General features: G+C 66.7%; 23 protein-coding genes. 6 read left to right on the top strand and 17 right to left on the bottom strand.

Annotated features, from left to right (window positions below):
* Positions 1 to 48: 48 nt before the first annotated feature.
* Positions 49 to 924, bottom strand: coding sequence for an alpha/beta fold hydrolase (locus G6N50_RS24060; RefSeq protein ID WP_179970059.1), 876 nt, complete (start codon positions 922 to 924; stop codon positions 49 to 51).
* Positions 925 to 1,054: 130 nt separating this feature from the next.
* Here G6N50_RS24060 and G6N50_RS24055 point away from each other — a divergent pair, with 130 nt between their 5' ends.
* The gene (locus tag G6N50_RS24055) at positions 1,055 to 2,551 is read left to right on the top strand and encodes an amidase (RefSeq protein ID WP_083095506.1); all 1,497 of its coding nucleotides are present in this window, start codon (positions 1,055 to 1,057) and stop codon (positions 2,549 to 2,551) included.
* 18 nt (positions 2,552 to 2,569) lie between these two features.
* On the opposite strand, the gene G6N50_RS24050 is transcribed toward G6N50_RS24055, so the two are convergent.
* Together G6N50_RS24050 and G6N50_RS24045 are read right to left on the bottom strand one after the other, a co-directional pair.
* Positions 2,570 to 2,749, bottom strand: a complete 180-nt coding sequence (locus G6N50_RS24050; protein ID WP_083095505.1) for a hypothetical protein — start codon at positions 2,747 to 2,749, stop codon at positions 2,570 to 2,572.
* Between the two features lie 196 nt (positions 2,750 to 2,945).
* Positions 2,946 to 4,097, bottom strand: a complete 1,152-nt coding sequence (locus G6N50_RS24045) for a TDT family transporter (RefSeq protein ID WP_083095504.1) — start codon at positions 4,095 to 4,097, stop codon at positions 2,946 to 2,948.
* Between the two features lie 92 nt (positions 4,098 to 4,189).
* On the opposite strand from G6N50_RS24045, the gene G6N50_RS24040 reads away from it, so the two are divergent.
* Both G6N50_RS24040 and G6N50_RS24035 read left to right on the top strand, forming a co-directional pair.
* Positions 4,190 to 4,438: a hypothetical protein gene (locus G6N50_RS24040; RefSeq protein ID WP_083095514.1), complete on the top strand. Its 249-nt coding sequence runs from the start codon at positions 4,190 to 4,192 to the stop codon at positions 4,436 to 4,438.
* Positions 4,439 to 4,778: 340 nt separating this feature from the next.
* On the top strand, positions 4,779 to 6,341 hold the full coding sequence (locus G6N50_RS24035; RefSeq protein ID WP_142275579.1) for an LCP family protein: 1,563 nt from the start codon (positions 4,779 to 4,781) through the stop codon (positions 6,339 to 6,341).
* A 31-nt stretch (positions 6,342 to 6,372) separates the two neighbouring features.
* Here G6N50_RS24035 and G6N50_RS24030 read toward each other — a convergent pair whose 3' ends face one another.
* From G6N50_RS24030 to G6N50_RS24010, 5 genes are all read right to left on the bottom strand, one after another.
* Positions 6,373 to 7,164: an SDR family NAD(P)-dependent oxidoreductase gene (locus G6N50_RS24030; protein ID WP_083095502.1), complete on the bottom strand. Its 792-nt coding sequence runs from the start codon at positions 7,162 to 7,164 to the stop codon at positions 6,373 to 6,375.
* Between the two features lie 13 nt (positions 7,165 to 7,177).
* On the bottom strand, positions 7,178 to 8,011 hold the full coding sequence (locus G6N50_RS24025) for an SDR family oxidoreductase (RefSeq protein WP_083095501.1): 834 nt from the start codon (positions 8,009 to 8,011) through the stop codon (positions 7,178 to 7,180).
* A gap of 101 nt (positions 8,012 to 8,112) precedes the next feature.
* Positions 8,113 to 9,048, bottom strand: a complete 936-nt coding sequence (locus G6N50_RS24020) for an enoyl-CoA hydratase (RefSeq protein WP_083095500.1) — start codon at positions 9,046 to 9,048, stop codon at positions 8,113 to 8,115.
* Between the two features lie 112 nt (positions 9,049 to 9,160).
* Entirely contained in the window at positions 9,161 to 9,949 is a 789-nt protein-coding gene (locus G6N50_RS24015; RefSeq protein ID WP_083095499.1) for an ABC transporter permease, read from the bottom strand.
* Positions 9,949 to 10,641 (bottom strand): ABC transporter ATP-binding protein, encoded by a 693-nt coding sequence (locus G6N50_RS24010; RefSeq protein ID WP_142275578.1) that lies wholly within the window; start codon positions 10,639 to 10,641, stop codon positions 9,949 to 9,951. Before G6N50_RS24010 ends, G6N50_RS24015 begins: the two co-directional genes overlap by 1 nt.
* 149 nt (positions 10,642 to 10,790) lie before the next feature.
* On the opposite strand from G6N50_RS24010, the gene G6N50_RS24005 reads away from it, so the two are divergent.
* The 3 genes from G6N50_RS24005 (at position 10,791) to G6N50_RS23995 (ending at position 13,100) form a co-directional block, all read left to right on the top strand.
* Entirely contained in the window at positions 10,791 to 10,955 is a 165-nt protein-coding gene (locus tag G6N50_RS24005) for a hypothetical protein (protein ID WP_008263763.1), read from the top strand.
* The gene (locus G6N50_RS24000; protein ID WP_083095498.1) at positions 10,956 to 12,437 is read left to right on the top strand and encodes an alpha,alpha-trehalose-phosphate synthase (UDP-forming); all 1,482 of its coding nucleotides are present in this window, start codon (positions 10,956 to 10,958) and stop codon (positions 12,435 to 12,437) included.
* 84 nt (positions 12,438 to 12,521) lie between these two features.
* On the top strand, positions 12,522 to 13,100 hold the full coding sequence (locus G6N50_RS23995; RefSeq protein WP_083095497.1) for a hypothetical protein: 579 nt from the start codon (positions 12,522 to 12,524) through the stop codon (positions 13,098 to 13,100).
* 24 nt (positions 13,101 to 13,124) lie between these two features.
* On the opposite strand, the gene G6N50_RS23990 is transcribed toward G6N50_RS23995, so the two are convergent.
* Genes G6N50_RS23990 through G6N50_RS23950 form a run of 9 tightly spaced genes read right to left on the bottom strand, consistent with a single transcriptional unit; the run spans position 13,125 to position 22,820 of the window.
* The gene (locus tag G6N50_RS23990; RefSeq protein ID WP_083095496.1) at positions 13,125 to 13,616 is read right to left on the bottom strand and encodes a mammalian cell entry protein; all 492 of its coding nucleotides are present in this window, start codon (positions 13,614 to 13,616) and stop codon (positions 13,125 to 13,127) included.
* Positions 13,616 to 14,323, bottom strand: a complete 708-nt coding sequence (locus tag G6N50_RS23985) for a mammalian cell entry protein (protein WP_083095495.1) — start codon at positions 14,321 to 14,323, stop codon at positions 13,616 to 13,618. The genes G6N50_RS23990 and G6N50_RS23985 overlap by 1 nt, the downstream gene beginning before the upstream one ends.
* A complete protein-coding gene (locus G6N50_RS23980; protein WP_083095494.1) occupies positions 14,323 to 16,047 on the bottom strand; it encodes a virulence factor Mce family protein in 1,725 nt (574 codons plus the stop codon). The genes G6N50_RS23985 and G6N50_RS23980 overlap by 1 nt, the downstream gene beginning before the upstream one ends.
* A gap of 11 nt (positions 16,048 to 16,058) precedes the next feature.
* Entirely contained in the window at positions 16,059 to 17,213 is a 1,155-nt protein-coding gene (locus G6N50_RS23975) for an MCE family protein (RefSeq protein WP_083095493.1), read from the bottom strand.
* Positions 17,210 to 18,649: a virulence factor Mce family protein gene (locus G6N50_RS23970; protein WP_083095492.1), complete on the bottom strand. Its 1,440-nt coding sequence runs from the start codon at positions 18,647 to 18,649 to the stop codon at positions 17,210 to 17,212. Before G6N50_RS23970 ends, G6N50_RS23975 begins: the two co-directional genes overlap by 4 nt.
* The gene (locus G6N50_RS23965; RefSeq protein WP_083095512.1) at positions 18,646 to 19,710 is read right to left on the bottom strand and encodes a virulence factor Mce family protein; all 1,065 of its coding nucleotides are present in this window, start codon (positions 19,708 to 19,710) and stop codon (positions 18,646 to 18,648) included. Before G6N50_RS23965 ends, G6N50_RS23970 begins: the two co-directional genes overlap by 4 nt.
* A complete protein-coding gene (locus G6N50_RS23960; protein WP_083095491.1) occupies positions 19,700 to 20,755 on the bottom strand; it encodes a virulence factor Mce family protein in 1,056 nt (351 codons plus the stop codon). Before G6N50_RS23960 ends, G6N50_RS23965 begins: the two co-directional genes overlap by 11 nt.
* Positions 20,755 to 21,957 carry a virulence factor Mce family protein gene (locus tag G6N50_RS23955; RefSeq protein WP_083095490.1) on the bottom strand — a complete coding sequence of 401 codons (1,203 nt, stop codon included), beginning with the start codon at positions 21,955 to 21,957 and terminating at the stop codon, positions 20,755 to 20,757. Before G6N50_RS23955 ends, G6N50_RS23960 begins: the two co-directional genes overlap by 1 nt.
* Before the next feature lie 20 nt (positions 21,958 to 21,977).
* Positions 21,978 to 22,820, bottom strand: a complete 843-nt coding sequence (locus G6N50_RS23950) for an MlaE family ABC transporter permease (protein ID WP_083095489.1) — start codon at positions 22,818 to 22,820, stop codon at positions 21,978 to 21,980.
* Between the last annotated feature and the right edge of the window lie 6 nt (positions 22,821 to 22,826).

Below are 22,826 nucleotides of genomic sequence, written 5' to 3'. Positions count from 1 at the left end.
ATGCCAACCTGAAATGAGGTGGCGGCCAATCTGTTCCGTGCACGTAGTTCACCCAGCGTCGACATGCCGAGCGAGGAAGTCCAGCACAGCGTCGGCGAAAATGTCGTTGCGATCGCCGGCCACCATGTGTCCCGCGCCGCGGACATCGGTGAATTCGACTTGCGGGAAACGCGCAAGGAATTCGTCGGCACGATCCTGGCTGACCAGGTCGCTCATCTGACCACGGATCAGCAAGATGGGCACCCCGCTGCGCAGGATCGCCGCGACGGCTGCGTGCATCCGATCGGGATCGGTGACCTCAAAAGGAGGGAAAGCCGCAGTGCCGCTGATGAACTGGGGATCCCAATGCCAATACCAGCGATCGCCACGGCGACGCAGGTTGGTGGTCAGGCCTTCCAGATCGGTTGGTCGCGGCCGGTGCGGGTTGTATTCGGCGATCGCATCGGCGACCTCGTCGAGTGAGCTGAAGCCCGACTCCACCCGGTCCGCCATGAAAGCGTGTATCCGGTTTGCCCCCGACTGGTCCATATTCGGCACGATGTCCACCAACACGACCGCACTGGCGATGCCCAGGGACAGCTCCCCGGCGAGCAGCATCGACGTGAAACCACCCAGGGAGGCACCGACCAGAACCGGCTGGGGGGGCAGCGTGCGCAGCACCTCTTGAACATCAGCGGCGAAACTGACGACGCGATAGTCGCCGTCGTCGGACCAGTCCGATTCGCCATGGCCCCGCAGGTCGACGGTGACGGCCTGCCACCCGCGCGCGGCGACGGCGGCGGCCGCCTTGCCCCAGGACCGGCGGGTCTGGCCGCCGCCGTGCAGGAAGACCACGGCGCGCGCGTGCGGATCCCCGAGGCGGTCGGCGACGATCTGAACGCCGCCGGGACCCTGGATCGTGAACGGTTCGGCTGCCGTGGGCATCAGGTGATACTAAGGCGCCCCCACGAAATGGTCGCGTTGGCTTAACGTCAACAACATGCGGCGGCGTCAATAAGTAGGACCTCGGCCAATACCGGTGCCGCGAGAATCGGACCGGAGTGAAGGAGAAGGCATGCGTCTCGACGAGTACATGTCGCTGGATGCGACCGCTTTGGCCGAGCTGGTCGAGCGCAAGGAGGTCACTGCGGCGGAGCTTCTCGCATTGGCTCGGCAACGGGCGGATGCGGTGAATCCCCGGCTGAACGCCATCGTGTGCCGCCTCGACGACGCCGCCGACCGGCAAGCCGCCGACCCGAACCTGAGCGGACCGTTCGCCGGTGTGCCATTCCTGCTCAAAGACCTCGGCCAGGAATACCGCGGCTTTGCGACCTCGTGCGGGTCCCGCTCGCTGGCCCATGACGTGGCCGACCGGCACGCGCTGGTCACGCAGCGGTTCCTCGATGCGGGCCTGGTGATCTTCGGGAAAACCAACACGCCGGAATTCGGGGCCAAGGGCGTGACGGAACCCGACTATTGGGGACCGGCCCGCAACCCGTGGAACACCGGGCACACGCCCGGCGGCTCGTCGGGCGGATCCGGGGCGGCGGTGGCGGCGGGCATCGTTCCGGCCGCAGGCGCCAACGACGGTGGCGGATCGATCCGCATCCCCGCCGCCTGCAACGGGCTGGTCGGCCTCAAGCCCAGCCGGGGATTGGCGCCCTACGGCCCGCAGACCGGTGAACTGATGCTGGGTATGGCAACCCAGGGGGTGGTTTCGCGCACCGTGCGCGACAGTGCGGCACTGCTCGACGCGATCGTCGGACCCGATCCGAGCGCCGCCTACCGAGTTGCGCTGCCCGACAATCCCTTTGGGGAGCAGATCAAGCATCGTCCGGGGACGCTAAGAATCGGGTACTCGGCACGCTCGGCCATCAACGAGAAGCCGGACCGCGAGGCCGTCGCCGCGGTCGAGAAGGCCGCGGCCCTCCTTGCCGAATTGGGCCATCGGGTCGAAGAGGTCGCACCGCCCTACGACGACGCCGCGTTGGGGCGGGACTTTTTGACCATCTGGTTCGCCCAGTTGCACCAGCAGGTCGCCGACATCAGACAGCGAACCGGCGCGCGCGACAGCGACTTTGAAGCCGACACTCTGGCCATCGCCGAACTCGGCCGGTCCGGCGGCGCACTGCCGGTGATGTCCGCGCTGGAAAACAGGAACGCCTATATCCAATCCCTGGCGGCGTTCCACGACAGCTACGACTTCTTTTTGACCCCCACCCTGGCCACCCCTCCCCTTGCGGTCGGTGCCACGGCGACATCGGCCGTATTGCAGCGGGTGGCACGGCTAATCAGCAAGGCACGAGCCGGAAAACTGATGGCGCTCAGCGGAATTCTCGATGACCTCATCCAGGAGAGTTTGGGCTGGGTGCCCTACACGCAGCTGGCCAACCTCACCGGCCGCCCGGCGATCAGCGTGCCGCTGCACTGGACGGATGCCGGACTTCCGCTGGGTGTGCAATTCGTCGGGACGCTGGGCGCAGACGGCGATCTGCTGCAGTTGGCCGCGCAACTCGAAGAGGCGCGCCCCTGGGTCCACCGGCATCCGGCGCCCGCCGCGACACCGAATTAGCCTTGCGCTGAAGGGATTTTACGCAAGGGGGCCAGCGTCTTCGGAGCCGCGTTGTCCTCGCCCCCACAGGCCGGCGAAGCGCCGGGCGATGTTGCCCAGGCGGCCACCCGCGTGCTGCGAGGCCTTGATGCGGCCGAGGGCTTCTCGCCCCTCGCTCGCGTAGTCCTTGACCGTTTCGTCGCCTTCCTCGGCACGCATGTCTGCCTCCAATGGTGTTGTTGTTCCGGCGCCTGACGCTGTGGCGTCAAGCCCTCGGGCGGTTCGGTCGGCGCGAGCCGATCCGGCGTCTGCCGCTCTGGCATCTCGCAACGGCCCGTTGCGCTGGCTCCGCCTGTTCGCGCTCAACGCGGCGTACCCGCCGCACCCGGGCACCCAAACGCGCGCGGCAACGCTCCTAGCGGCGGGCCGGGTCCTTGTGCGCCTTGATCGGCGCCGTGCTCGGCGGCAACCTGAGCAGGTTGCCCCGCATGCTGCCCCGGGCGGTGCGAACCGTCACCAGCAGCCAGGTGAACAGCAGACCCGCGTAGGCGATGGCCGCCGCCAGCCGGAATGCCGGCAGATGGGTGTGCCCGGCGAGCTGGGATGTCCCGGTGACGAAAGTCCCGACCGGGAAGGTCAGGCTCCACCAGGTCAGAGCGAACGGCATTCCCCGGCGCAGCGTGCGAACCGTCAACGCGCTGGCAAGCGCGATCCACAACACCGCGAACCCCCACACCGGCACCCCGTAGAGGATGGCGAAGGCGTTCAGGTCCTCGGCCAGTTCCGGGTCAACGGCCAACGCCGCGTTGGCTCCCAAAAGCCCTGCGGCCGTGATGGATTGTCCAAGCGGGCCCAACACGATCCACAACGTCGGCACCCGCGCGGAACCCGAGGTGCCGTACAGGGTCAGGCGGCTCCAGATCATGGCGATGATGTTCAACGACGCCACCACGGACAACCCGAACATCGCGTAACAGCCGTACAGCATGGTCGTCCGCCCGGTGCCGGCCGCCATATGCGGGAGCAGTAGCGCCCCCGTCGCCGCGGTCACCATGGGCGGAACGACCGGCATCAGCCATCCACCGAACGCCGCGTCCGGCTCGACGTCGTGCTGGGTGAACATGAGGAACGGGATGCTGACGGCGGTGAACAGCCCGCCGAGCGTGCCGGCGATCCACAGCACCCAGTCCAGGTCGACGGCGATGCGCTCGCCGAGCAGGTCCCTGCCGACCAGCACGGCTCCCCCGCCGACCGTCATCAGCGCCATCGGGGCGGCGCCGTAGAAGTGCGCCATCTGCGGATTGCGGGCGTGGGTGCGCGCCACGGTCGGATGGCGCAACCAATGGCCACCCACCAGCACGATCAGCGCCACCAGCAGCACGGCCGCGATCACCCAAACCACTTGGGCGAACGCACGCAACCCGACGATGTGGACGGGCAGGGTGGCGCCGGCGGTCGCGACGATCCCGGTGCCCATCACCGAGGCGAACCAGTTGGGTCCGATGTTGCCGAGTACCTCGACACGCGTGTGCGCGGGGGATCCGTCGTGCGGGTGTGCGGTGGCCACAGCTGAAGAACCCTACTGCGCCGCGCGCCAAAACCGCTGGATCAGCCGCTTACACTCCAACCGTGATCAATCCGGCGCAACACCGGTCGGCGCTGCACAGGATTCCGCTATTCGTCGGCATTGCCGTCGTCGTGCTGCTGGCCATCCTCGCGGTACCCATCAAGCAACGATGCGGTGCGCCGGGCTGTTCGTGCGCCTCGGCGGTGGATACCGGCGGCAACATTCACTACTACTACGAAGTCGAGCCGGTCGGCGTCTACCTCGCTGAGATCGTCACGGGCACCAACATCACGCTCTTTTACACCTCGGGCGAGGACCTGGTCAGAGCCGATAGCCGATGATGGTGGTTTGCTGGCCGATTTGATGCGGTGAACGCCCGCCGGGCCGTATCCGCCCGGTAACAAGTTCGGCTCTATCCGGGCGGCGATGTGGCCGGCCCGAGACCGTGCGGAGACCATTGTGGCCGGCCCCGGGCAAAACATGCTGGTAGAGCCCGGATGGCACGCGAGATCAGCGCCTGGTTGGTGCCGCGAATGTGCTCCCACCGACCGTGTGACGGGTGCTCTCGATTGGGGGCTTCACAGCAAGCTAACGCATACTTGTCACCATGCTTGAAGCGACATCGCCGCAAAGCACCGTTGCGGTGCCTGGTGATGTGCTGGGCGTGGGCAGAGGTTTGTGATGGCCCGCTCGGGCGGCGCCCATCGCCGTCATCGAGCCGTCCGTCAGCCCTCCCGTTTCCGTAAGGGGCTGACGCGCACCCTGGGCGCTCTCGTCTCCGTGGCCGCGGTGGGGCTGACCGGGGCGGGCTACTACGTGGCGCACGGCGCGCTGGGCGGCATCACCGTGTCGAACGCCCTGCAGCCCGACGACCCGCGGTCCAGCGGCGACAACATGAACATCCTGCTGATCGGGCTGGACTCCCGTAAGGATCAGGACGGCAACGACCTGCCCAACTCGATCCTCAAGCATCTGCACGCCGGTGATTCCGACGACGGTGGCTACAACACCAACACGATGATCCTGGTGCACGTCAGCGCCGACAACAAAGTCGTCGCCTTCTCGATCCCCCGCGACGACTGGGTGCCCTTCACCGGAGTCCCCGGATACAACCACATCAAGATCAAAGAGGCCTACGGGCTGACCAAACAGTACGTCGCCCAAAAGCTGGCCAACCAGGGCAACAGCACTCAAAAGGAACTTGAGACCAAGGGCCGCGAAGCCGGCCGGGCGGCAACGCTGCGCGCGGTCCGGAGCCTGACCGGTGTTCCCATCGACTACTTCGCCGAGGTCAATCTGGCGGGGTTCTTCGACCTGGCGCAGACCCTCGGCGGCGTCGACGTGTGCCTCAATCACGCCGTCTATGACTCGTATTCCGGCGCCGACTTCCCGGCCGGCCGCCAGCGGCTGGACGCGTCCGAGGCACTGTCGTTCGTCAGGCAGCGGCACGGCCTGGAAAACGGGGACCTTGACCGCACCCACCGCCAACAGGCGTTCATCTCGTCGGTCATGCAGGAGTTGCAGGCCTCGGGCACCTTCACCAACATCGACAAGCTCAAGAACCTGATGGCGGTGGCGCGCAAGGACGTGGTGCTCTCGGCGGGCTGGAACGACGACATGATCCAGCGGCTCGGCGGACTGGCCGGCGGCAACGTCGAGTTCCGGACGCTGCCGGTGGTGCGCTACGACACCATCGACGGCCAGGACGTCAACATCGTCGACCCGGCAGCCATCAAGTCCGAGGTGGCTCAGGCCATCGGCGCCGAGACACCGACGACCGCGCCGACCACCACCGCCGTGAAGCCCGATCCGTCCACGGTGGTCGACGTGGTGAATTCCGGCAGCATGAGCGGTCTGGCGACCGAGGTGTCGCGCGCGCTCAAGAAGAAGGGCTACACCCCGGGTCAGGTCCGCGACCGTGAATCCGGCGACCCGACCACCACCACGGTGGAGTATGGCGCGGGCGCGCAAACCGATGCGCTCAACTTGGCCAGCCTGCTCGGCGTGGACGCGCCCAAGCAGCCCAGCCCCAGCGTCGCGGCCGGGCACATCCGGGTCACCGTGGACACCAATTTCACGATGCCCACAGCCGACGAGACCCAGATGGACGACACGACGAGCACCAGCTCCAGCACCACGTCGACCAAGGCCAAGAGCTACTACTACAACGGCACGACCACGACCTATCCGACACCCGATCAGGGCAAGCCGATCGACGGCGGCGGCGTGCCCTGCGTCAACTAGCGCCTATCGCAAGCGCAGCGGGTCGCCGCCATCAGGCGTGCGTGCCGCCGTCCATCCGAATTTCAGTGCCCGTGATCCAGGCGCCGTCGTCCGAGACCAGCATGGCGATCACACCGGCGACCGCTTCGGGTCCGGCCATCCCCGCGCCGCTGGATTCCGTCGTGGTCGGCAGGATCGGCATCAGCCGGGGAAACAGCGACCAGTCGGCGTCCTTGGGGATGTATCCGCCGGTGGCATCGGTGATCCCGGACTTGATGCTGCCCGGGGCGACGCACGCCGCGCGCAGACCGTCCTTGGCGTATTCGAGCGCTAGCGAATGGGTGAAAGCCTGGATGCCGCCCTTGCTGGCCGCGTAGGCGGCCATATAGGGATGGGCGAACGAGGCCGACGTGGAGCTGAAGTTCACGATCGCGCTGCGGGGATTGGCTAGCAGGGACGGCAGCGCTTCCCGGACCACCAGAAAGGTGCCGGTCAGGTTGACGGCGATGATCCGATTCCACTGCTCGAGGGTGGTCTCGTGGGTGTGCCAGGCGCGCAGGATGCCCGCCGCGTTCACCAGTGAATCCAGACCGCCGAGCTTCTCGACGGCCGAGCCCACGCCGTCGGTCACCGAGTCCTCGTTGCCGACGTCGATCGGCATCGTGGTGAGCCGGTCGGCGGTGCCGGCCTCTTGGGCCCGTGCCCGGGTGTTGTCCAGGCCGTCGGCCGCGACGTCCGCGGCCGCGACGGCGGCGCCCTCGTCCAGTAACCGCAACGCGCTGGCCTGACCGATCCCGGAAGCGGCGCCGGTGACCAGGATCCGCTTGCCCTCAAGCCTTTTCATCTGATCCTCCTGGCTAGACCACTCCGCGCAGCGCGTCGGCGCCGTACATCTGCTCCATCATCGAGGAGTAGTCCGGACCGCGGCGCAGAATGTGTCCACCGTCGACGTTGATGCACTGGCCGGTGATCCAGGTGGCCGCGTCGCTGAGCAGGAACATCGCCAGGTTGGCGACGTCTTCGACCTCTCCGACCCGCGGCAGCGGTGTGCACAGCGCATAGTCGCCGCTGATCTCCGGTGACTGGATCACGCTCGCGTCGACCAGATCGGTGCGGATCAGACCGGGCCGAATGCTGTTGACCCGCACCCACGACGGGCCGAGTTCGTCGGCGGCCAGCATCATCATGTGGTCGATCGCCGACTTGGTGACCCCATAGGGCCCGAACCAGCGGTGGGTGTTGCTGGCCGCGATCGACGAGATCCCGATGAACGAGCCGCCACCGCCGCGCACCAGTTCGCGCCCGACATGCTTGAGCACGTACATGGTGCCGTTGACGTTGAGGTCGACGGTGTTTCGCCACGCCTCCGAGTCGGTGTGGGTGATCGGCCCAACGGTCAGTGAGCCGCCCGCGCAGTGCACCGCGCCGTCCAGCCGGCCGTGCCAGGCCGTCGCGGCGTCGACCGCACGCACCACCTCGTCCTCGTTCGTGACGTCCGTGGGCTCGTAACGAATGGAGCCGTCGCCGGGCAGGGCTTCGATCTCCTTGACGGCCTCCGCGAGCCGATCAGCGTTGCGGCCGACGATCATGACGGAGGCGCCGGCCGCGACCAGCCCGGCGGCCACGCCCTTGCCGATTCCGCTGCCGCCACCGGTGATCAGATAGGTCCGGTCTTCGAACGAAAGCTGCACTCGAGGCCCTTTCAAACTGGAACAAGTTCTAGCTATAGAAGCATGTCCCCTCGGGGTGAATATCGCTACCCCCGGTCTCGTTAGACCCCCGCTGCGCGGCGCTACGGCGTATCGCGGCGAGCCACCTTCGTCGGCTTGGCGTCACGCCAATCCTCGACGTGCGGAGGCTGGCCAACCGGCCACCGGTTCTCGTTGAACGCCGCCCAGTGAGCATGCCCCAAAAGGTGCACGTGGAACGCGTGCCGCAGCGCCTCGGTGTAACCCATCGCGTCGGAGGCGGCGTTGACCGAATCCTTGATGAGCAGCGACGCCATCGTGGGCCGCTCGGCGATGCGTCGCGCGAATTCGAGTGTCTTTTCCTCTAATTCGTCGACAGCGAAAACCTTGGACACCATGCCAAGCCGATAAGCCTCGTCGGCGTCGATCGAATCCCCGGTCAGCAGCAGCTCTTTGGCCTTGCGTGGTCCGAATTCCCAAGGGTGGGCATAGTATTCGACGCCCGGCATACCAAGCCGTACCGCGACGACGTCGCTGAACTTCGCATTGTCGGCCGCGACGATCAGATCGCAGGCCCAGATCAGCATCAGGCCGGCCGAGATCGCGTTGCCCTGCACCTGGGCGATGGTGATTTTACGCAGATCGCGCCAGCGGCAAGTGTTTTCGAAGAAGTAGTGCCACTCCTGGTGGTACAGCTTCTCCATGATGGGCTCAAGCGTGGCCCCGCGCGAGCGGAAGCTCGGGTGCTGCCCGGGTCCGGGTGCCCGCTCGGCCAGGGCCTGCTCGGAGCCCAGGTCGTGGCCGGCGGAGAAGTTCCTGCCGCGCGCCGCGAGGATCACCACGCGAACCGTGTCATCGGCCTCGGCTCGGCCGAACGCCTCGTCAAGCTGGACCAGCAGGCCTCGACTCTGCGCGTTGTGGGCCTCAGGCCGGTTCAGCCAAATCCGGGCGATGCGGCCCTCGTCGAGGGTTTCGTAGGCCACCAGCTCCGGGGAGTTGGCGTCAGCCGCCCCGGTGTCGGCTTGCTCGGAGACTGTCATTCCGCCCACCTCGTTCGTCGTTGAATTAGCCTTATTTAGGAGATTACGGCCAGTGTGTAACCGGCACGCGCTGGGGTGATCGGCTGCCGGACCCCTGTCGACCACCGCGTTCTCACCCGGCGGTCTCGGGCCGCCGGCCCAACGGCAGCAGCCGATGGTCGCGGGTGAACACCAGCCGGACGATGCCCAGCGCGACGACCACGGTGGTGGCCGCGACCGAACCCAGGATCAAGAACATCACCACGGCCTGCACCAACACCGCCTGCAACGGCGGCACCCCGGCGAGGATGAGGCCGGTCATGGCGCCCGGCAGGAACACCAGCCCGGTGGCTTTGGTCGTCTCAATCTGCGGAGATATCGCCGAGCGCAAGGCGATTCGCAGATACGGCGACGCGGCCTGCCGCGACGGTTGCGCCAGCGCGAGGCGGGCTTCGACCTCGTCGCGTTTGTCGCGCAGCTCGTCGACCAACCGCCGGGCCACCAACACCATGGCGGTCATCGAGTTGCCGATCATCATGCCGGCGACGGGTACCAGGGTGCGCCCCTGCAACGGGAACACCCGCAGGCCGAAGATCACCCCGAGCGTCACCACCGCCGCGCCGGCGAACGCGGCCACGGCCAGCGGCGCAAACCGCGGTACCTCCGGCGCCCTGCGGCGGGCGACATCCCCGGCGTAGGCCACCATCCCGGCGACCCACGCCCACGACCACCACAGCGACCGGCCCGGCTCGAACAGCAGGGTCAGCGCACCCCCCACGAGCAGCAACTGCACCAGCGCGCGGGCCGCGGCCCACAGCAGCTGCCGCTCCAGACCCAATCGCCGCCACAGCGAGATCCCGGCCGCGAATGCCACCAGAATCAGCGACGTCGCCAGGCCCACCCAGCCGACTTGGCCGTGCATCACGCCCCAGGACCGTCGCCGGGCTTGGCACCAACCGGGCCCAACCCCCGGCTGCGACCGCACTCCAGGCGCAGGACCCGGTCGGCGGCCCTCTCCACCTGCGCCGAGTCGTGGGTGACCCACAGGGCGGGGATGCCGTCGGCCGCCAGGTCGCGCACCGCGCGCTCGATGACTTCGGCCGCCTCAGTGTCGACGGCGGAGGTGGGTTCGTCCAGCAGCAGCACCTGGGGCTGTGCCAACAGGGTGCGGGCCAGGCACACGCGCTGCGCCTCGCCACCCGAAAGCCCGGCCACGTCGCGGTCCAACCACGATCCGGTCAACGCCACCCGGGCCAACGTTTCCCGCATCCGCGCGTCGGACGCGTCCGGGTCCGCGGCGCGCAGGTTGTCGGCGACCGTGCCCGGAAATGGCGTCGGACGCTGGAAACACATGCCCACCCTGCGCCGCAGCCACAGCGGATCGAGCCCGGCGATATCCGACTCATGGAAGGTCGCCCGCCCGCTGGTCGGCAGCTCCAGGCGGTTGCACAACCGAAGCAGGGTCGATTTGCCCGAGCCCGACGGTCCGAACACCGCCGTCACACCGTGACCCGGAATGGCGGCGGTCAGCCCGTTCAGGGCCCGCCTTCCTTGCCGCTCGACGACGACATCGAAGAACTCGAACACCGTCTCGTCGGCACCCTCATCGACCACCTACTTATCCTGCACCACCGCGTCGACGGCCGATCACGTCTTCGCGAGCGGCGCCGCGAACCCCTGCAAACCAGCCATAAATGCGGCCGGCACCCGTTAGCTGGTGAGACGGCCTGTGAGCGGTCACGAACGTCGCCTACAGTTAAGTCATGCCTACGAAATCTGATCCCGGCGAAATCGGCGACGTCGAGCCGGTGGCGGACAGCACTGCGAGCCAGGCCAGGCGGGTCGTCGCGGCGTACGCGAACGACGCCGACGAGTGCCGGGTGTTTCTGTCCATGCTGGGTATTGGGCCGGCGAAGCTCGACGCGTAAATGTCTCCCGGGGGAGGGCGCAGCTCGAAGGCCGCCAAGTACGGGAATTCCGACTTCGTCGTAGTCGCCAACCGGCTGCCGGTGGACCAGGAGCAGCTTCCCGACGGCACCACGGCGTGGAAGCGCAGCCCCGGGGGACTGGTCACGGCCCTCGAGCCGCTGCTGCGCCGCCGCCGCGGCGCGTGGGTGGGCTGGCCCGGGATCGTCGCCGAGGACACCGACGGCGAGGACGAGCCCATCCTCCAGGATGATTTGGAGATTCGGCCGGTCAGGCTGAGCCCCGACGACGTCGCCGAATATTACGAGGGCTTTTCCAACGCCACGCTGTGGCCGCTGTATCACGACGTCATCGTCAAACCGATCTACCACCGCGAGTGGTGGGACCGCTACGTCGACGTCAACCGCCGCTTCGCCGAAGCCACCTCCCGTGCCGCCGCAGAAGGCGCGACGGTCTGGGTGCAGGACTACCAGCTGCAGCTGGTCCCCAAAATGCTGCGCGAACTGCGACCCGACCTCACCATCGGCTTCTTCCTGCACATCCCGTTCCCGCCCGTCGAGCTGTTCATGCAGTTGCCGTGGCGGACCGAGATCGTCGAGGGCCTGCTCGGTGCCGATCTCGTCGGGTTCCATCTGGCCGGCGGTGCGCAGAACTTCCTGTTCCTGGCCCGGCGGCTGACCGGCGCCAACACCTCGCGCGGCGCGGTGGGCGTGCGGACGCGCTACGGCGAGGTGGAGCTCGACTCCCGCGTCGTCCGGGTGGGTGCCTTTCCCATCTCCATCGACTCCAGCTCCCTCGACCGGGCGGCCCGCCACCGCGACATCAAGCGCCGCGCCCGCGAGATCCGCGCCGAGCTGGGCAACCCCCGCAAGGTGCTGCTCGGCGTCGACCGGCTCGACTACACCAAGGGCATCGACGTTCGGCTGAAAGCCTTTTCGGAGCTGTTGGCCGAGGGTCGCGCCAAGCGCGACGACACGGTGCTGGTCCAGCTCGCGACACCGAGCCGCGAACGGGTGGACAGTTATCAGCAGCTGCGCAACGACATCGAACGCCAGGTCGGCCACATCAACGGTGAATACGGCGAAGTCGGACATCCGGTGGTGCACTACCTGCACCGGCCGGTCCCCCGCAACGAGCTCATCGCGTTCTTCGTGGCCGCCGACGTCATGCTGGTCACCCCGCTGCGGGACGGGATGAACCTGGTCGCCAAGGAGTACGTCGCGTGCCGCAGCGATCTCGGCGGCGCGCTCGTCCTGTCCGAATTCACCGGCGCCGCCGCCGAACTCCGGCAGGCATATCTGGTCAACCCGCACGACCTCGAAGGCGTCAAGGACACGATCGAGGCCGCGCTGAACCAATCCGCCGACGAGGGGCGCCGCCGGATGCGGTCCCTGCGCCGCCAGGTACTCGCTCATGACGTCGACCGCTGGGCGAGGTCGTTCCTCGATGCGCTCGCCGAAGCCCGACCCGGTGACGCCGATTAGCGCGCACGCGCACGACCCCATGGTGTTGGCACCCGAACGCTGTGATACTCAGATGCAGCGTCGAACGTGAAGGAGGGGAATCAGATGAAGCTCCGTCACGGCATGGCCGCGGGTGCCGGCATCGTCACGGCCGTCGCGGTGGGGATCGCGCTGCAATCCGGTGAACCGGCCAAGGCCGTCGGGCCACCGGCCGACGGCACGTACAACTTCAACGAGGCGGGCGTGTCCGGGGTCACCTGGACGATCTCGGCGCTGTGCGATCAGCCCTCGGGCACCCGGAACATGAACGACTATTCCGACCCGATCGTGTTCGCGATGAATTGCGCGCTGAACATCGTGAGTTCGACGCCCGAGCAGATCAGCACCGCGGACAAGCAGCAGAACTTTGGTGGCCGGGCCCGGATGTCCAGCATGCTGTGGACTTTCAAGGTCGACAAGCCCGACGGTGTGGCCTGCCCGGGCGGCGGCACCGCGCCGTCCACGGACACCTTCGCGTTCAGCGACGAGACGATGAGCGGCACCCACACCACGTTGCACGGTGCCGTGTGCGGGATGCAGCCGGGAATGAAGAAGGAACCGTTCTCGCTGGCGATGACGGGGCCGCCGCCCAGCCCGATAAATCGTTACCCGTTGTACTGCAACGGCATTGCGATGTGCTACTGACCTGATGGTCGATTGCCGGCGGGGCTAGATCGGCGTGATGTAGGCGATCAGCCACTGCTTGCCGATCTTTTTGAAGTCCACCCGCAACCGGCTGCCGTCATACAGCGGCTGGCGCGACTTGTCGGTCACGGTCCGGTTCATGAAGACCATCACCGACGCCGACTCCCGCTTGGCCGACATCACCCCTACGCCAACGACATTGGCCTGCACCACGACTTCGCGCTTCTTAGCCTCGGGGATGATCTGGTTGTTGGCGCTCTTCTGGAACTCCGCGCGATAGTCGGGGGTCAACAGCGGATACGCCGCCGACAGGCTCCGCTCAACGGTTTGGTAGTCGTACGCGAAAACCTCGGGAATCTCCTTGGCCGCCAACCCCGGCAGCACCGCACGCGCCGCCTGCTCGCCGCGGGTCTGCACTCTGTCCCAGTACATCCAGCCGGCCACCGCGGACAGCCCAACGAACGCCACGGCCAGGAGGTAACCCGCGACGATCAGCAGCCAACGCCGCCATCGCATCAATTGCCTCCGTCGGGATATTTCAGGTCGTAGCCGGTCATCTTCCCCGCGTCGTCCTCGTGCACGATGACACGCAGGCGATAGGGCATGGACGGCTTGTTGACCCCGTCGATGTCGGCCACCGTGACGCGCACCGACACCAGCACCGACGCGTTATCGGTAACGGCGTCAATGCCTTCCAGCGCTGCGCCGTTGATGACGGCTTCCGACGTCGCATTGGTGGAGCGGAACAGGCCCTTTAGGTTCTCGACGTTGTTGTTCGCGCCGAGCATGCCGCGCAGCGGGCCGCTGGTGCCGTTGACGAACCGGTTCACGCTTTCGTCGATGTTGTCCTGCTTGTAGCTGAACATGTTGACCACCGTCTGCGTCGCGGTGTCGACGAAACGCTGATCGCGCGCCCGCGCCGCGGTGGCGTGGTGCTGCGAAACGAGCAGCACCGCCACACAACCGGCCAGCGCCCCGACCGCCAACAGTGCCGCCACGAAGGAAATCCACGCGACCCGCACGCGGTGCGGCTGCCGTCGGGGCGGCGGCTTGATGGACTTGAGGGTCTTGACGGGTTTGGCCGGCCGCTTCGACGCGGCCGGAACCTCGGTCTGGACCGTGACGTCCCGGGGCGGCTCACCCTTGGCCGGACCCGCCGCGCGCGAGGCTCGCCGACGAACGCGCGGCGTGATTGTCGGTTCGTCTGCCACGGCAGGGTCCATTACATCGGCCTTGGATCAAGCATGAGGTCCACCCAGTTCTCGGCGCCGGATGTGCCAGTGGCGCCGGCCGCGAAGATACCAGTGCCACCGGCTGGATCGACAAACGCGCCGGTCTTCTGGTCATAGGTGGCGTAGGCGGGGCCGCTGGCCTGCGGCTGTCCCCCGGGCGGCGGGCCCCACGGCTTCTCCGGTCCCGGGCCGGCCGGCGGAGGGTTGATCCCCTCCGGCGGCGCCGGCGGAGGCAGCCACTTCGGGTAGGGAAGCTGGGGCGGCACCGGCGGTACCCCGGGCGGCTGCCACGACGTGAACGGCGGTGGCGGCCCGTTGTCATTCGGCGGCGGCGGATCGAACGCCGGCTGCTTGTTGGGCAGCGGCCCCGGCCCGGGCACCACGCCCGGGGGCGGCGGGCCGACGACGGGTGTACCCGGATCGGGCTCGGCGCCCGGCGGGATATACGGGAAGTGGTTGGGCGGCAACACGTTCAAGCCGTTGGTCACCGGGGTGTCGTACGGCACCGGCGGGCCGCGCCACGGGTTGCGGCCGATCGGCACATAGCCCTTCGGGTCGCGACATAACTGGATCGTCGGGGCGCGCTTTCCAGGGAACTCCTGGCACGGGTAGTTGCGGGCGCCGCGCACGGTGCTGGGATCGTTTTGCGCGGTCTTGCAGTACATGTCCTTGGGCAGCTCACGCACCGTCTCGTCGGCCGGGGTGCGCATCAACGGCGGCGGCAGGAAGCCGACCGCGCACGGCGGCGGGTCGTTGAGGTCAAGCTTGAAGTCCAGCTTGGCGCCTTCGTCTTGCGGCATACCGCCCGCGGCGGTGGTGATCGCGGCGAACAGCGCCGGCAAGACGACCAGCAGCTGCTCGATCGACTTGTGGTAGATCACGCCGACCCGGCCGAGGTTGGCCAGGCTGGCGGCCAGGGCCGGGAAGGAGGGACGGATGCCGGAGAACGCGGTGCTGGCCTCGTCGGTGGCGCCCGGGGCGGTGGCCAGGGTGTCGCGCAGCTGCGGATCGGCCTGCCGCACCTCGGAGGTGAACCGCGCCAGCCCGTCGGACAGCGACTTGATGTCACCGCCCGCGCGAATCTGCGCCTGCAGGAACGGGCCGGCCTGGTCGATCAACTGCGAGACTTGCGGATAGTTCGCGTTGGCCTCGTCCACCAGCAGTCGGGCGGACTCGAACAGCCGGGCCAGCTCGGGCCCGGAACCGTTGGCCGCAAGGAACGTCTCGTGCAGCAGCTCACGCAGCCGGGTATCGCCCAGGCTGTTGACCAACGTCTCCGAGCGCTTCAACAGGTCGGCGACGTCCTGGCCGATCCGGGTGTTCTTCCGCTCGATGAGAGATCCGTTGCTCAACTTGGTCGATGCCGGCGAGCTCGGCGGCACCAAATCGATGTACTGCTCGCCGACGGCCGACACACTCTTGACGGTGGCGGTGACGTTCGACGGGATGGCGGTCCCGCTGTTGAGCCGCATGCCGGCGATGACCCCGTTAGGGCTCAGCCCCACCGACTCGACGCGGCCGACGGCGACACCGCGGTAAGTGACGTTGGCGTTCTTGTATAGCCCGCCGCCGGCAACGAAATCGGCACTCACGCCGTAGGTTCCGATACCGAACGTCGCGGGCAGCCGCAGGTAGAAGATCGCCATCACGGTCAGGGTGATGGCCGTGATCACGGCGAAGATCCACAGCTGGATCTTGGTCAGTCTGTCATGCATGCGACCGCCCCCTACTGTCCCGAAGCCGTGCCGGGCGGAATCTTGAACGGATCCGCGGCCTGTCCGGACAGGTTGGCCATTTCGCCGGTCAAGAAGTCCGGCGGGTTGAGGATCTCGTTCATGTGGGCCATGTTCGGGTCGAAATAGGCCGTGGTGAAGAATGTTTCACCGAGGCGGCGCAGGGTGAGGTCGAAGGTGGTGAACACGTTGAGGTAGTCGCCGCGCACCGCCTGCTTGATACCGAAGTTGGGGAACGGGAACGTCAGCAACAGCTGCAGCGATGTGACGAAGTTCCGCCGGTTGTCGTTCAGCACCTTAACAACCGAATACAGGTCCTTCATGTCGGCGGCGAAGTCCACCTTGGTCTTGGCCAGAATGTGCGAGGTGACATTCGCCAGCTTGTGCAGCGCGGCGAAGGCCTCGACGATGTGGCCGCGGTTCTTGTTGAGCACGCGAATCGCCTCGGGCAGCGTGTCCAGCGCCCGGCCCAGGTTGTCCTTATCGTGCGCCAGGGTCGCCGAGAACCGGTTCAACCCGTCGACGGCATCGATGATGTCGTTGACCTGACGGTTGAGTCCCGACGTGAGTTCGGCGAGCCTGGGGATCAGGTCGACGAACTGGTCCTGCCGGCCGGCGACGGCCCGGTAGGTCTCGTCGGTGATCTCTTCCAGGGCACCGACATTGCCCTTGTTCACCACCACGCCGAGCGCCGAAAGCACTTCCTCGGTGGTGGGATAGCGACCGGTGTTGGCCTCCGCGATCTTCGACCCGTCCTTCAGCTTGCCGACGGCCGGCTTGTCCTTCGGGCGGGCCAAGTCGACGTGCATCGAGCCGAGCAGCGACGTCTGGGCGACCGTCGCGGTCGAGTTGGCGGGCAGCACGACGTTCTTGTCCAACGCCAATTTCACTGCCGCATAGAACGATCCGTCGGCCCGCTGCTCGGCCGTAATGCCGGCGACGCTGCCGACGGTGACGTCATCCACCATGACCGGGGAGTTCTGCGGCAGGGTTGCCACGTCGGGCAGCTCGACGGTGATCGAGTAGGCGCCGCTGCCGTGGCCCGCGGTGCCGGGCATCGCCACCGAATTCAGCCCGTTGAATTGGCAGCCGGCCAGCAGCATGCCGCCCATCGCCAATCCGCCTGCGCGCAACCACAATCGGTTCATCCGCCACCGCCCAGGTCGGCCGTCAGCCCGCCGGGCGCCTGGCCGGGAGGCGGACCCGGCGGCGGACCGAACGCGCTTCCGGGAGCGGGACCCGGGGCGGGGGCCGCACCGGCCGGCGCCGGGCGCGGTGCGGGACCGGCCTGCGGTGCCGTCGGGACCAGCAGGGCCTGCAGATCCGCCGGGTTCTGAGCGGCGGGCGGCGTCTGGGCGCCCTTGGCCGGGATCCAGGTCAGCTGCGGCACCGGAGTGGCCGACTTGGCCTGGGTTTCCGGGGTGTCGTAGATGATCTGGCCCTTGTACGCCGTAATCGTGTTGAGCGGGTGGAACATCAGCGGCGGGTAGTTCACGGTGAGCCGGCGCAGCACCGGGCCCAGCCGCTCACGGCAGAGTTCGGCGCGCTTGAAGTAATCCGGCGCCCGGGGTCCGCCGGCAGTTTCGAAGGACCCACCGCAGATGAACTGCACGGGGTTGGCGAATTCCGGTATCGACAGGAGGCCGTTGAGCGTGCCCTGCGCCGGGTCGTAGATGTTGTAGAAGTTGGCGATACCCGGCCCCGCCACGTGCAGCACCTGCTCGATGTTGTCGCTCTGGTCGCTCAACGTCTTCGCGAAATCGTTGAGGTTGTTGACCGTGTCGACGATCGTCGAGTTGTTTTCGTGCAGGAACCCACGGATGTCCGACAGCGCTTTGTTGAGGGTCCCCAGCGTGGTGTCCAGGTGGCGCGAGCTGTCGGCGAGCACCTGCGACACCGAGGCGACGTTCCCGGCGAACTGGACGATCTGCTCGTTGCTGGACGACAGCGCGTTGACCAATACCTGCAGGTTTTTCACCGTGCCGAAGATGTCACCACGCGAATCCCCCAGTCGCCCAGCGGCTTGCGAGAGCTCGCGCAACGCGTTGTGGAAGGACACACCCTTGCCGTCGAAGGTGTCCGCGGCCTGGTTGATCGCCGCGCCCAACGGTCCCTGCATCGATCCGGCCGTCGGGCCGAGTTGGACGGCCAGCTGGGTCAGCGACTCCTTGACCTCGTCCCATTCCACCGGAACGGCGGTGCGGCCCGGGCCGATGCTGGCGCCGTCGGCCATCTCCGGCCCGCCGGTGTACGCCGGTGTCAACTGAATGAACCTGGCCGCCACCAGGTTTGGCGACATGATGATGGCCTTGGCGTCCTTTGGGATCTTCACGTCCTTGGACACCGACATGGTGATCTTGACGTCGGACGGCCGCGGGTCGATCGTGTCGATGGTGCCGACCGGGACGCCGAGGATGCGCACCTGGTCACCGGGATACAGGCCGACCGCAGAGGTGAAGTAGCCGACGATCTTGCGGTTATTCGCTTGCGACGAAAGCACGTACACGCCACCCACCAACACCGCGACCAGCGCGATGATGGTGGCGTAGCGCAGCCCCCTGCTACCGCGGATCCGCTGCATCATGGTGACTTCGGCCTGATGATCCAGCGTTCCTGAATCAAACCGCGCAGGTAGTCGGCGAGGCTGGCAGGCATCTTGCCGGGCTGGTAGAAGAAGTCGAACATGGTGGCCAGCAGCGGCGCCGGGATCACACCGTAGACGTTGACGTTGAAGCCCGGACCGGAACCGACCACCTCACCGAGCTCGGTGGCATAGGTGGGCAGGCGCTTGAGGGCCTCGGTGATGTAGTCGCGACGCTCGTTGAGGTTGGACAGCACGTCGTTGAGCTTGTTCAGGGCCGGACCGAATTCCTTGCGGTTGTCGGCGACAAAGCCGGAAATCTGCGTCGAGAGGTCCTGGATCCCCGAGATCAGCTGGGCCAGGGCGCCGCGCCGTTCGTCGAGGGCCGCGAACAACTCGTTACCGTCATCGACCAGTTTGTTGACCTGATCGGCCCGCTGCGACAGCACACCGGTGACCGACTTCGCATGCGCCAGCAGGCTTTGCAAAGCCTCGTCGCGGCGGTCCAGGGTGCGCGACAGCGATGTCACGCCGTCCAGCGCACCGCGCAGCTGCGGGTTGGCATCGTGCAGGGTGTCGGTCAGCACGTTCAGCGCCTTCTCGAACTGCGGCTTGTCCAGGTTGTTGGCGTTCTGACCCAAATCCTCGAGCGCGCCGGCGAGCGTGTACGGCGTCGTCGTGCGGCTGAGCGGGATGGTGGTTGCCTTCCCGCCACCGGCAGGGGTCACTGAGATGGAGCGCTCACCGAGGATAGTGTCGGTGCGGATCGCGGCCAGCGACTGGTCCCCGACGCCGACGTGGCGGTCGACGCTGAAGCTGATCTTGGCGCTGTCGCCGGCCAGACCCACCGAGGTCACCTTGCCGACCTTGAAACCCGAAACGTAAACTGCGTTACCGGGATTGATGCCCCCGGCGTCGGTGAAGTAGGCGTCGTAGATCTTGCCCTGCGGCCAGAACGGCAATCCGGCGTAGCCGAACGCGATAAGCACGACACACACCACCAGCACCGCGCCGAAGATTCCGGTGCGCAGTGGATCACGCTCACGCCTTGCGTTACTTGACAAAAGCACACCTCCCCTTGCTGGGATCCACCGGGCCACCGAGCGGCAGCAGGATGTCGCTACCGGCCGGGCCGTTGATCTTGATCGTGACGGAGCAGAAGTAGATGTTGAAGAACGAGCCGTAGGCGCCGAGGGCGGCCAGCCGCAGATAGTCCTCGCCCAGCTGCTCGACGTCGTTGTTCACCTCGGCCTTGCGGTTGTCCAGCTCGGTGGCCAGCGGGCGGGTGTTCTCCAGGATGCCCTGCAGCGGCCGGCGTGAATTCTTCAGCAGCTGAGTCAAATCCGTCGTCGTCGACGCCAGCGGTGGGATGGCACCCGCGATGTCGTCCTTATGTTCTGCAAGCCCGGTGATCAGTTGCTGCAACTGGTCGACGCTGGCCGAAAATTGCGCGCTGCGTTGATCCACGGTGGTCAGCACCGTGTTGAGGTTGTTGATCACGTCGCCGATGAGCTGGTCACGCTGACCCAGCGCCGAGGAGAACGCGCTGGTGTCGGCCAGCACGTTCGACAACGCTCCGCCCTGGCCCTGCAGCAGCTGGATGACCGCGCTGCTGATCGTGTTGACCTTGTCGGCATCTAGGCCCTTGAGGACCGGTCGCAGTCCGCCCAGCAGGGCGTCGAGATCCAGTGCGGGCTGGGTGTGTTGGCTGTTGATCGTCGCGCCGGCCGGCAGCTTGCGCAGCTCACCGGGGCCCGAGGTGATCTCCAGGTATCGGTCACCGACCAGGTTTTCATAGCGGATCACCGCGCGCGTGGACGAATAGAGCGTGTAGCGCTTGTCCACCCCGAACTTCACGTCAATGGTGTTGTCAGGGTTGAGCTTGATGCCCGACACCGCGCCGACCGGCACCCCGGCGATGCGCACCTTCTGGCCCGACTTCAGCCGGGACACGTTGGTGAACGTTGCGTGGTAGGTGCTTTCGGGGCCGAACCGGAAGTCACCGAAGACCACCACCAGGCCCGCCGACACCAGCAGCATGACCACCGCGAAGATGCTGACCTTGATCATCATCTCCCGGTGCGACGGCATTCCCGAACTGTCCGGCATCAGAAGTCGTCCCGTTCCGCGAAAGCGCCGTGGAACAAGAACTGCAGCGTCGACGGCGCGTCGAACTGCAATTCGGTGAACGGCTCGTACGGAATGTTGGCATTGTCGGTGACCAGGAACGGCGAGCGGAAGAAAGAGCTACCGGTCTGCTTGGTCGGGAGGTCGGGCAGCCCACGGCAGTTCGGACCGCCGGAGGCGTTGACTATCGGCAGGGATTCCGGGTAGGTGTACGACGGCGCGCCCAGCACGAAGCTCGACGAGGTGAAGAGGCCGGCTTTGACGGTACCGATCAACGGGGCATATTCCTTGATACCGCGCTCGATGCCGGCGAACAGGCAGCCGAATTCGGGCGAATAGTCGGCGGCCACCTTCAGCGGGGCACGCAGCCGGTTGATGGCAGCGATGAAGTCTTGTTCGGCCGGCGCCAGCGTCTCATAGGCGTTGTTGGCCAGGCCGATCGTGGCCAGCAATGTGTCGTTCAGGTTCTTCTGCTGGTCGACGACGGTCTTGTTGATGGTCGGCAGGTTGTCGATCACAGCGGTCAGGTCGGGCGCGGCGTCGGCGTAGGTGTTGGCCACGACGGCGGTTTTGCGGAAGTCCTCCTGCAGCGCGGGCAGCTTCGGGTTTGCCTGGCGCGTCAGCGTATTCAAGCCGGACAGGATGCCGCCCAGGTCGTCGCCGTGACCGCGCAGGCCCTCCGCGAATGCGCTGAGCGTGCCGTTGAGTTCGACGGGGTCGATCTTGTGCAGCAGGTCCATCAGCGACTGGAACAAGGTGTTGACTTCCAGCTGCACCGAAGAGGCCGCGACGTGAGCGTCGGGACGCAGGGACGTGGGCGAAGGCGCTTGCGGGGGAATGAATTCCACCGCCTTGGCACCGAAAATGGTGTTACCCGCGATGTGCACCGTCGCATTGGACGGGATGAAATGCATGTCGTCGCTGTTGATGCCCAGCGTCAGCCGCGCCTGGTCGCCGGAATAGTCGATGGCCTCGACCTTGCCGATCTGGATGCCCCGGTATTTGACCTTGGCGCCCTGCTCCATCACCAGCCCCGCCCGCGGCGCCGACACCGTGACGGTGTCGATCGATGCGAAGGCCGCTGTGTAGGAAAGATAGGTCAGCACAGCGAAAGCCACCATCAGGCTGGCCAGCACTGCTGCTGCCAGCCGGACGGTTGTGCGGCGCGAGTCTGTCTCTGCCATGTCCCTTTTAAGCGATCCTCTTACCCGGAGAGGTTGAAGTTACCGGACGCCCCGTACACAGCGAGCGAGATGAACAAGGTGATGACGACCACGACGATCAGCGAGGTCCGCACGGCCTGGCCGACCGCGATGCCGACCCCGACCGGACCACCGTGGGCGTTGTAGCCGTAATAGGTATGGACGAGCATCACCGCGATGGACATCACGATGGCCTGAAGGAACGACCACAGCAGGTCGGACGGAATCAGGAACGTGTTGAAGTAGTGGTCGTAGAGACCCTTTGACTGCCCATTGATGTACACCGTGGTAAAGCGGGCGGCGAAGAACGCGGCCAGCACCGACAGCGAGTACAGCGGGATGATCGCGATGAGGCCGGCGATGAGGCGGGTTGATACCAGGTAGGACACCGAGTGCACCGCCATGCATTCGACGGCGTCGATCTCCTCGGACACCCGCATGGCTCCCAATTGGGCGGTGGCACCGGCACCGATGGTGGCCGCCAGCGCGATGCCGGCGATCACCGGCGCGACGACCCGGACGTTCAGGAATGCCGACAGGAACCCCGTCAGCGCCTCGATGCCGATGTTGCCCAGCGACGAATACCCCTGCACGGCAATGACACCGCCGGAGGCCAGGGTCAAAAAGGCCGCCACCCCGACTGTGCCGCCGATCATGACGAGGGCTCCCGCACCCATCGTCATCTCGGCGATCAGCCGGACCGTCTCCTTGCGGTAGCGTGTGAGCGCGTTCGGGACGTAGCGCATGGTCTGCCCGTAGAACAGCGCCTGCTCGCCGAAGTCATCGACCGGCTCCTGCAACCGGGAGGCGAGGTTGCGCAGCCGGTAGGCGACGTCGTAGCTCATCGAGTA

Source organism: Mycobacterium mantenii, from assembly GCF_010731775.1.
In the GTDB taxonomy this organism is placed as follows: domain Bacteria; phylum Actinomycetota; class Actinomycetes; order Mycobacteriales; family Mycobacteriaceae; genus Mycobacterium; species Mycobacterium mantenii.
The sequence above is the reverse complement of the archived record's forward strand: the minus strand, read 5'-3'. Positions and strand labels throughout refer to the sequence as shown.

Excerpts from the sequence above, each read along its gene's own strand:
- G6N50_RS24060 (WP_179970059.1), bottom strand. The coding sequence starts at position 924 with ATGCCCACGGCAGCCGAACCGTTCACGATCCAGGGTCCCGGCGGCGTT.
- G6N50_RS24055 (WP_083095506.1), top strand. The coding sequence starts at position 1,055 with ATGCGTCTCGACGAGTACATGTCGCTGGATGCGACCGCTTTGGCCGAG.
- G6N50_RS24050 (WP_083095505.1), bottom strand. The coding sequence starts at position 2,749 with ATGCGTGCCGAGGAAGGCGACGAAACGGTCAAGGACTACGCGAGCGAG.
- G6N50_RS24035 (WP_142275579.1), top strand. The coding sequence starts at position 4,779 with ATGGCCCGCTCGGGCGGCGCCCATCGCCGTCATCGAGCCGTCCGTCAG.
- G6N50_RS24030 (WP_083095502.1), bottom strand. The coding sequence starts at position 7,164 with ATGAAAAGGCTTGAGGGCAAGCGGATCCTGGTCACCGGCGCCGCTTCC.
- G6N50_RS24020 (WP_083095500.1), bottom strand. The coding sequence starts at position 9,048 with ATGACAGTCTCCGAGCAAGCCGACACCGGGGCGGCTGACGCCAACTCC.
- G6N50_RS24015 (WP_083095499.1), bottom strand. The coding sequence starts at position 9,949 with ATGCACGGCCAAGTCGGCTGGGTGGGCCTGGCGACGTCGCTGATTCTG.
- G6N50_RS24005 (WP_008263763.1), top strand. The coding sequence starts at position 10,791 with ATGCCTACGAAATCTGATCCCGGCGAAATCGGCGACGTCGAGCCGGTG.
- G6N50_RS24000 (WP_083095498.1), top strand. The coding sequence starts at position 10,956 with ATGTCTCCCGGGGGAGGGCGCAGCTCGAAGGCCGCCAAGTACGGGAAT.
- G6N50_RS23995 (WP_083095497.1), top strand. The coding sequence starts at position 12,522 with ATGAAGCTCCGTCACGGCATGGCCGCGGGTGCCGGCATCGTCACGGCC.
- G6N50_RS23990 (WP_083095496.1), bottom strand. The coding sequence starts at position 13,616 with ATGCGATGGCGGCGTTGGCTGCTGATCGTCGCGGGTTACCTCCTGGCC.
- G6N50_RS23985 (WP_083095495.1), bottom strand. The coding sequence starts at position 14,323 with ATGGACCCTGCCGTGGCAGACGAACCGACAATCACGCCGCGCGTTCGT.
- G6N50_RS23980 (WP_083095494.1), bottom strand. The coding sequence starts at position 16,047 with ATGCATGACAGACTGACCAAGATCCAGCTGTGGATCTTCGCCGTGATC.
- G6N50_RS23975 (WP_083095493.1), bottom strand. The coding sequence starts at position 17,213 with ATGAACCGATTGTGGTTGCGCGCAGGCGGATTGGCGATGGGCGGCATG.
- G6N50_RS23970 (WP_083095492.1), bottom strand. The coding sequence starts at position 18,649 with ATGATGCAGCGGATCCGCGGTAGCAGGGGGCTGCGCTACGCCACCATC.
- G6N50_RS23960 (WP_083095491.1), bottom strand. The coding sequence starts at position 20,755 with ATGCCGGACAGTTCGGGAATGCCGTCGCACCGGGAGATGATGATCAAG.
- G6N50_RS23955 (WP_083095490.1), bottom strand. The coding sequence starts at position 21,957 with ATGGCAGAGACAGACTCGCGCCGCACAACCGTCCGGCTGGCAGCAGCA.
- G6N50_RS23950 (WP_083095489.1), bottom strand. The coding sequence starts at position 22,820 with ATGAGCTACGACGTCGCCTACCGGCTGCGCAACCTCGCCTCCCGGTTG.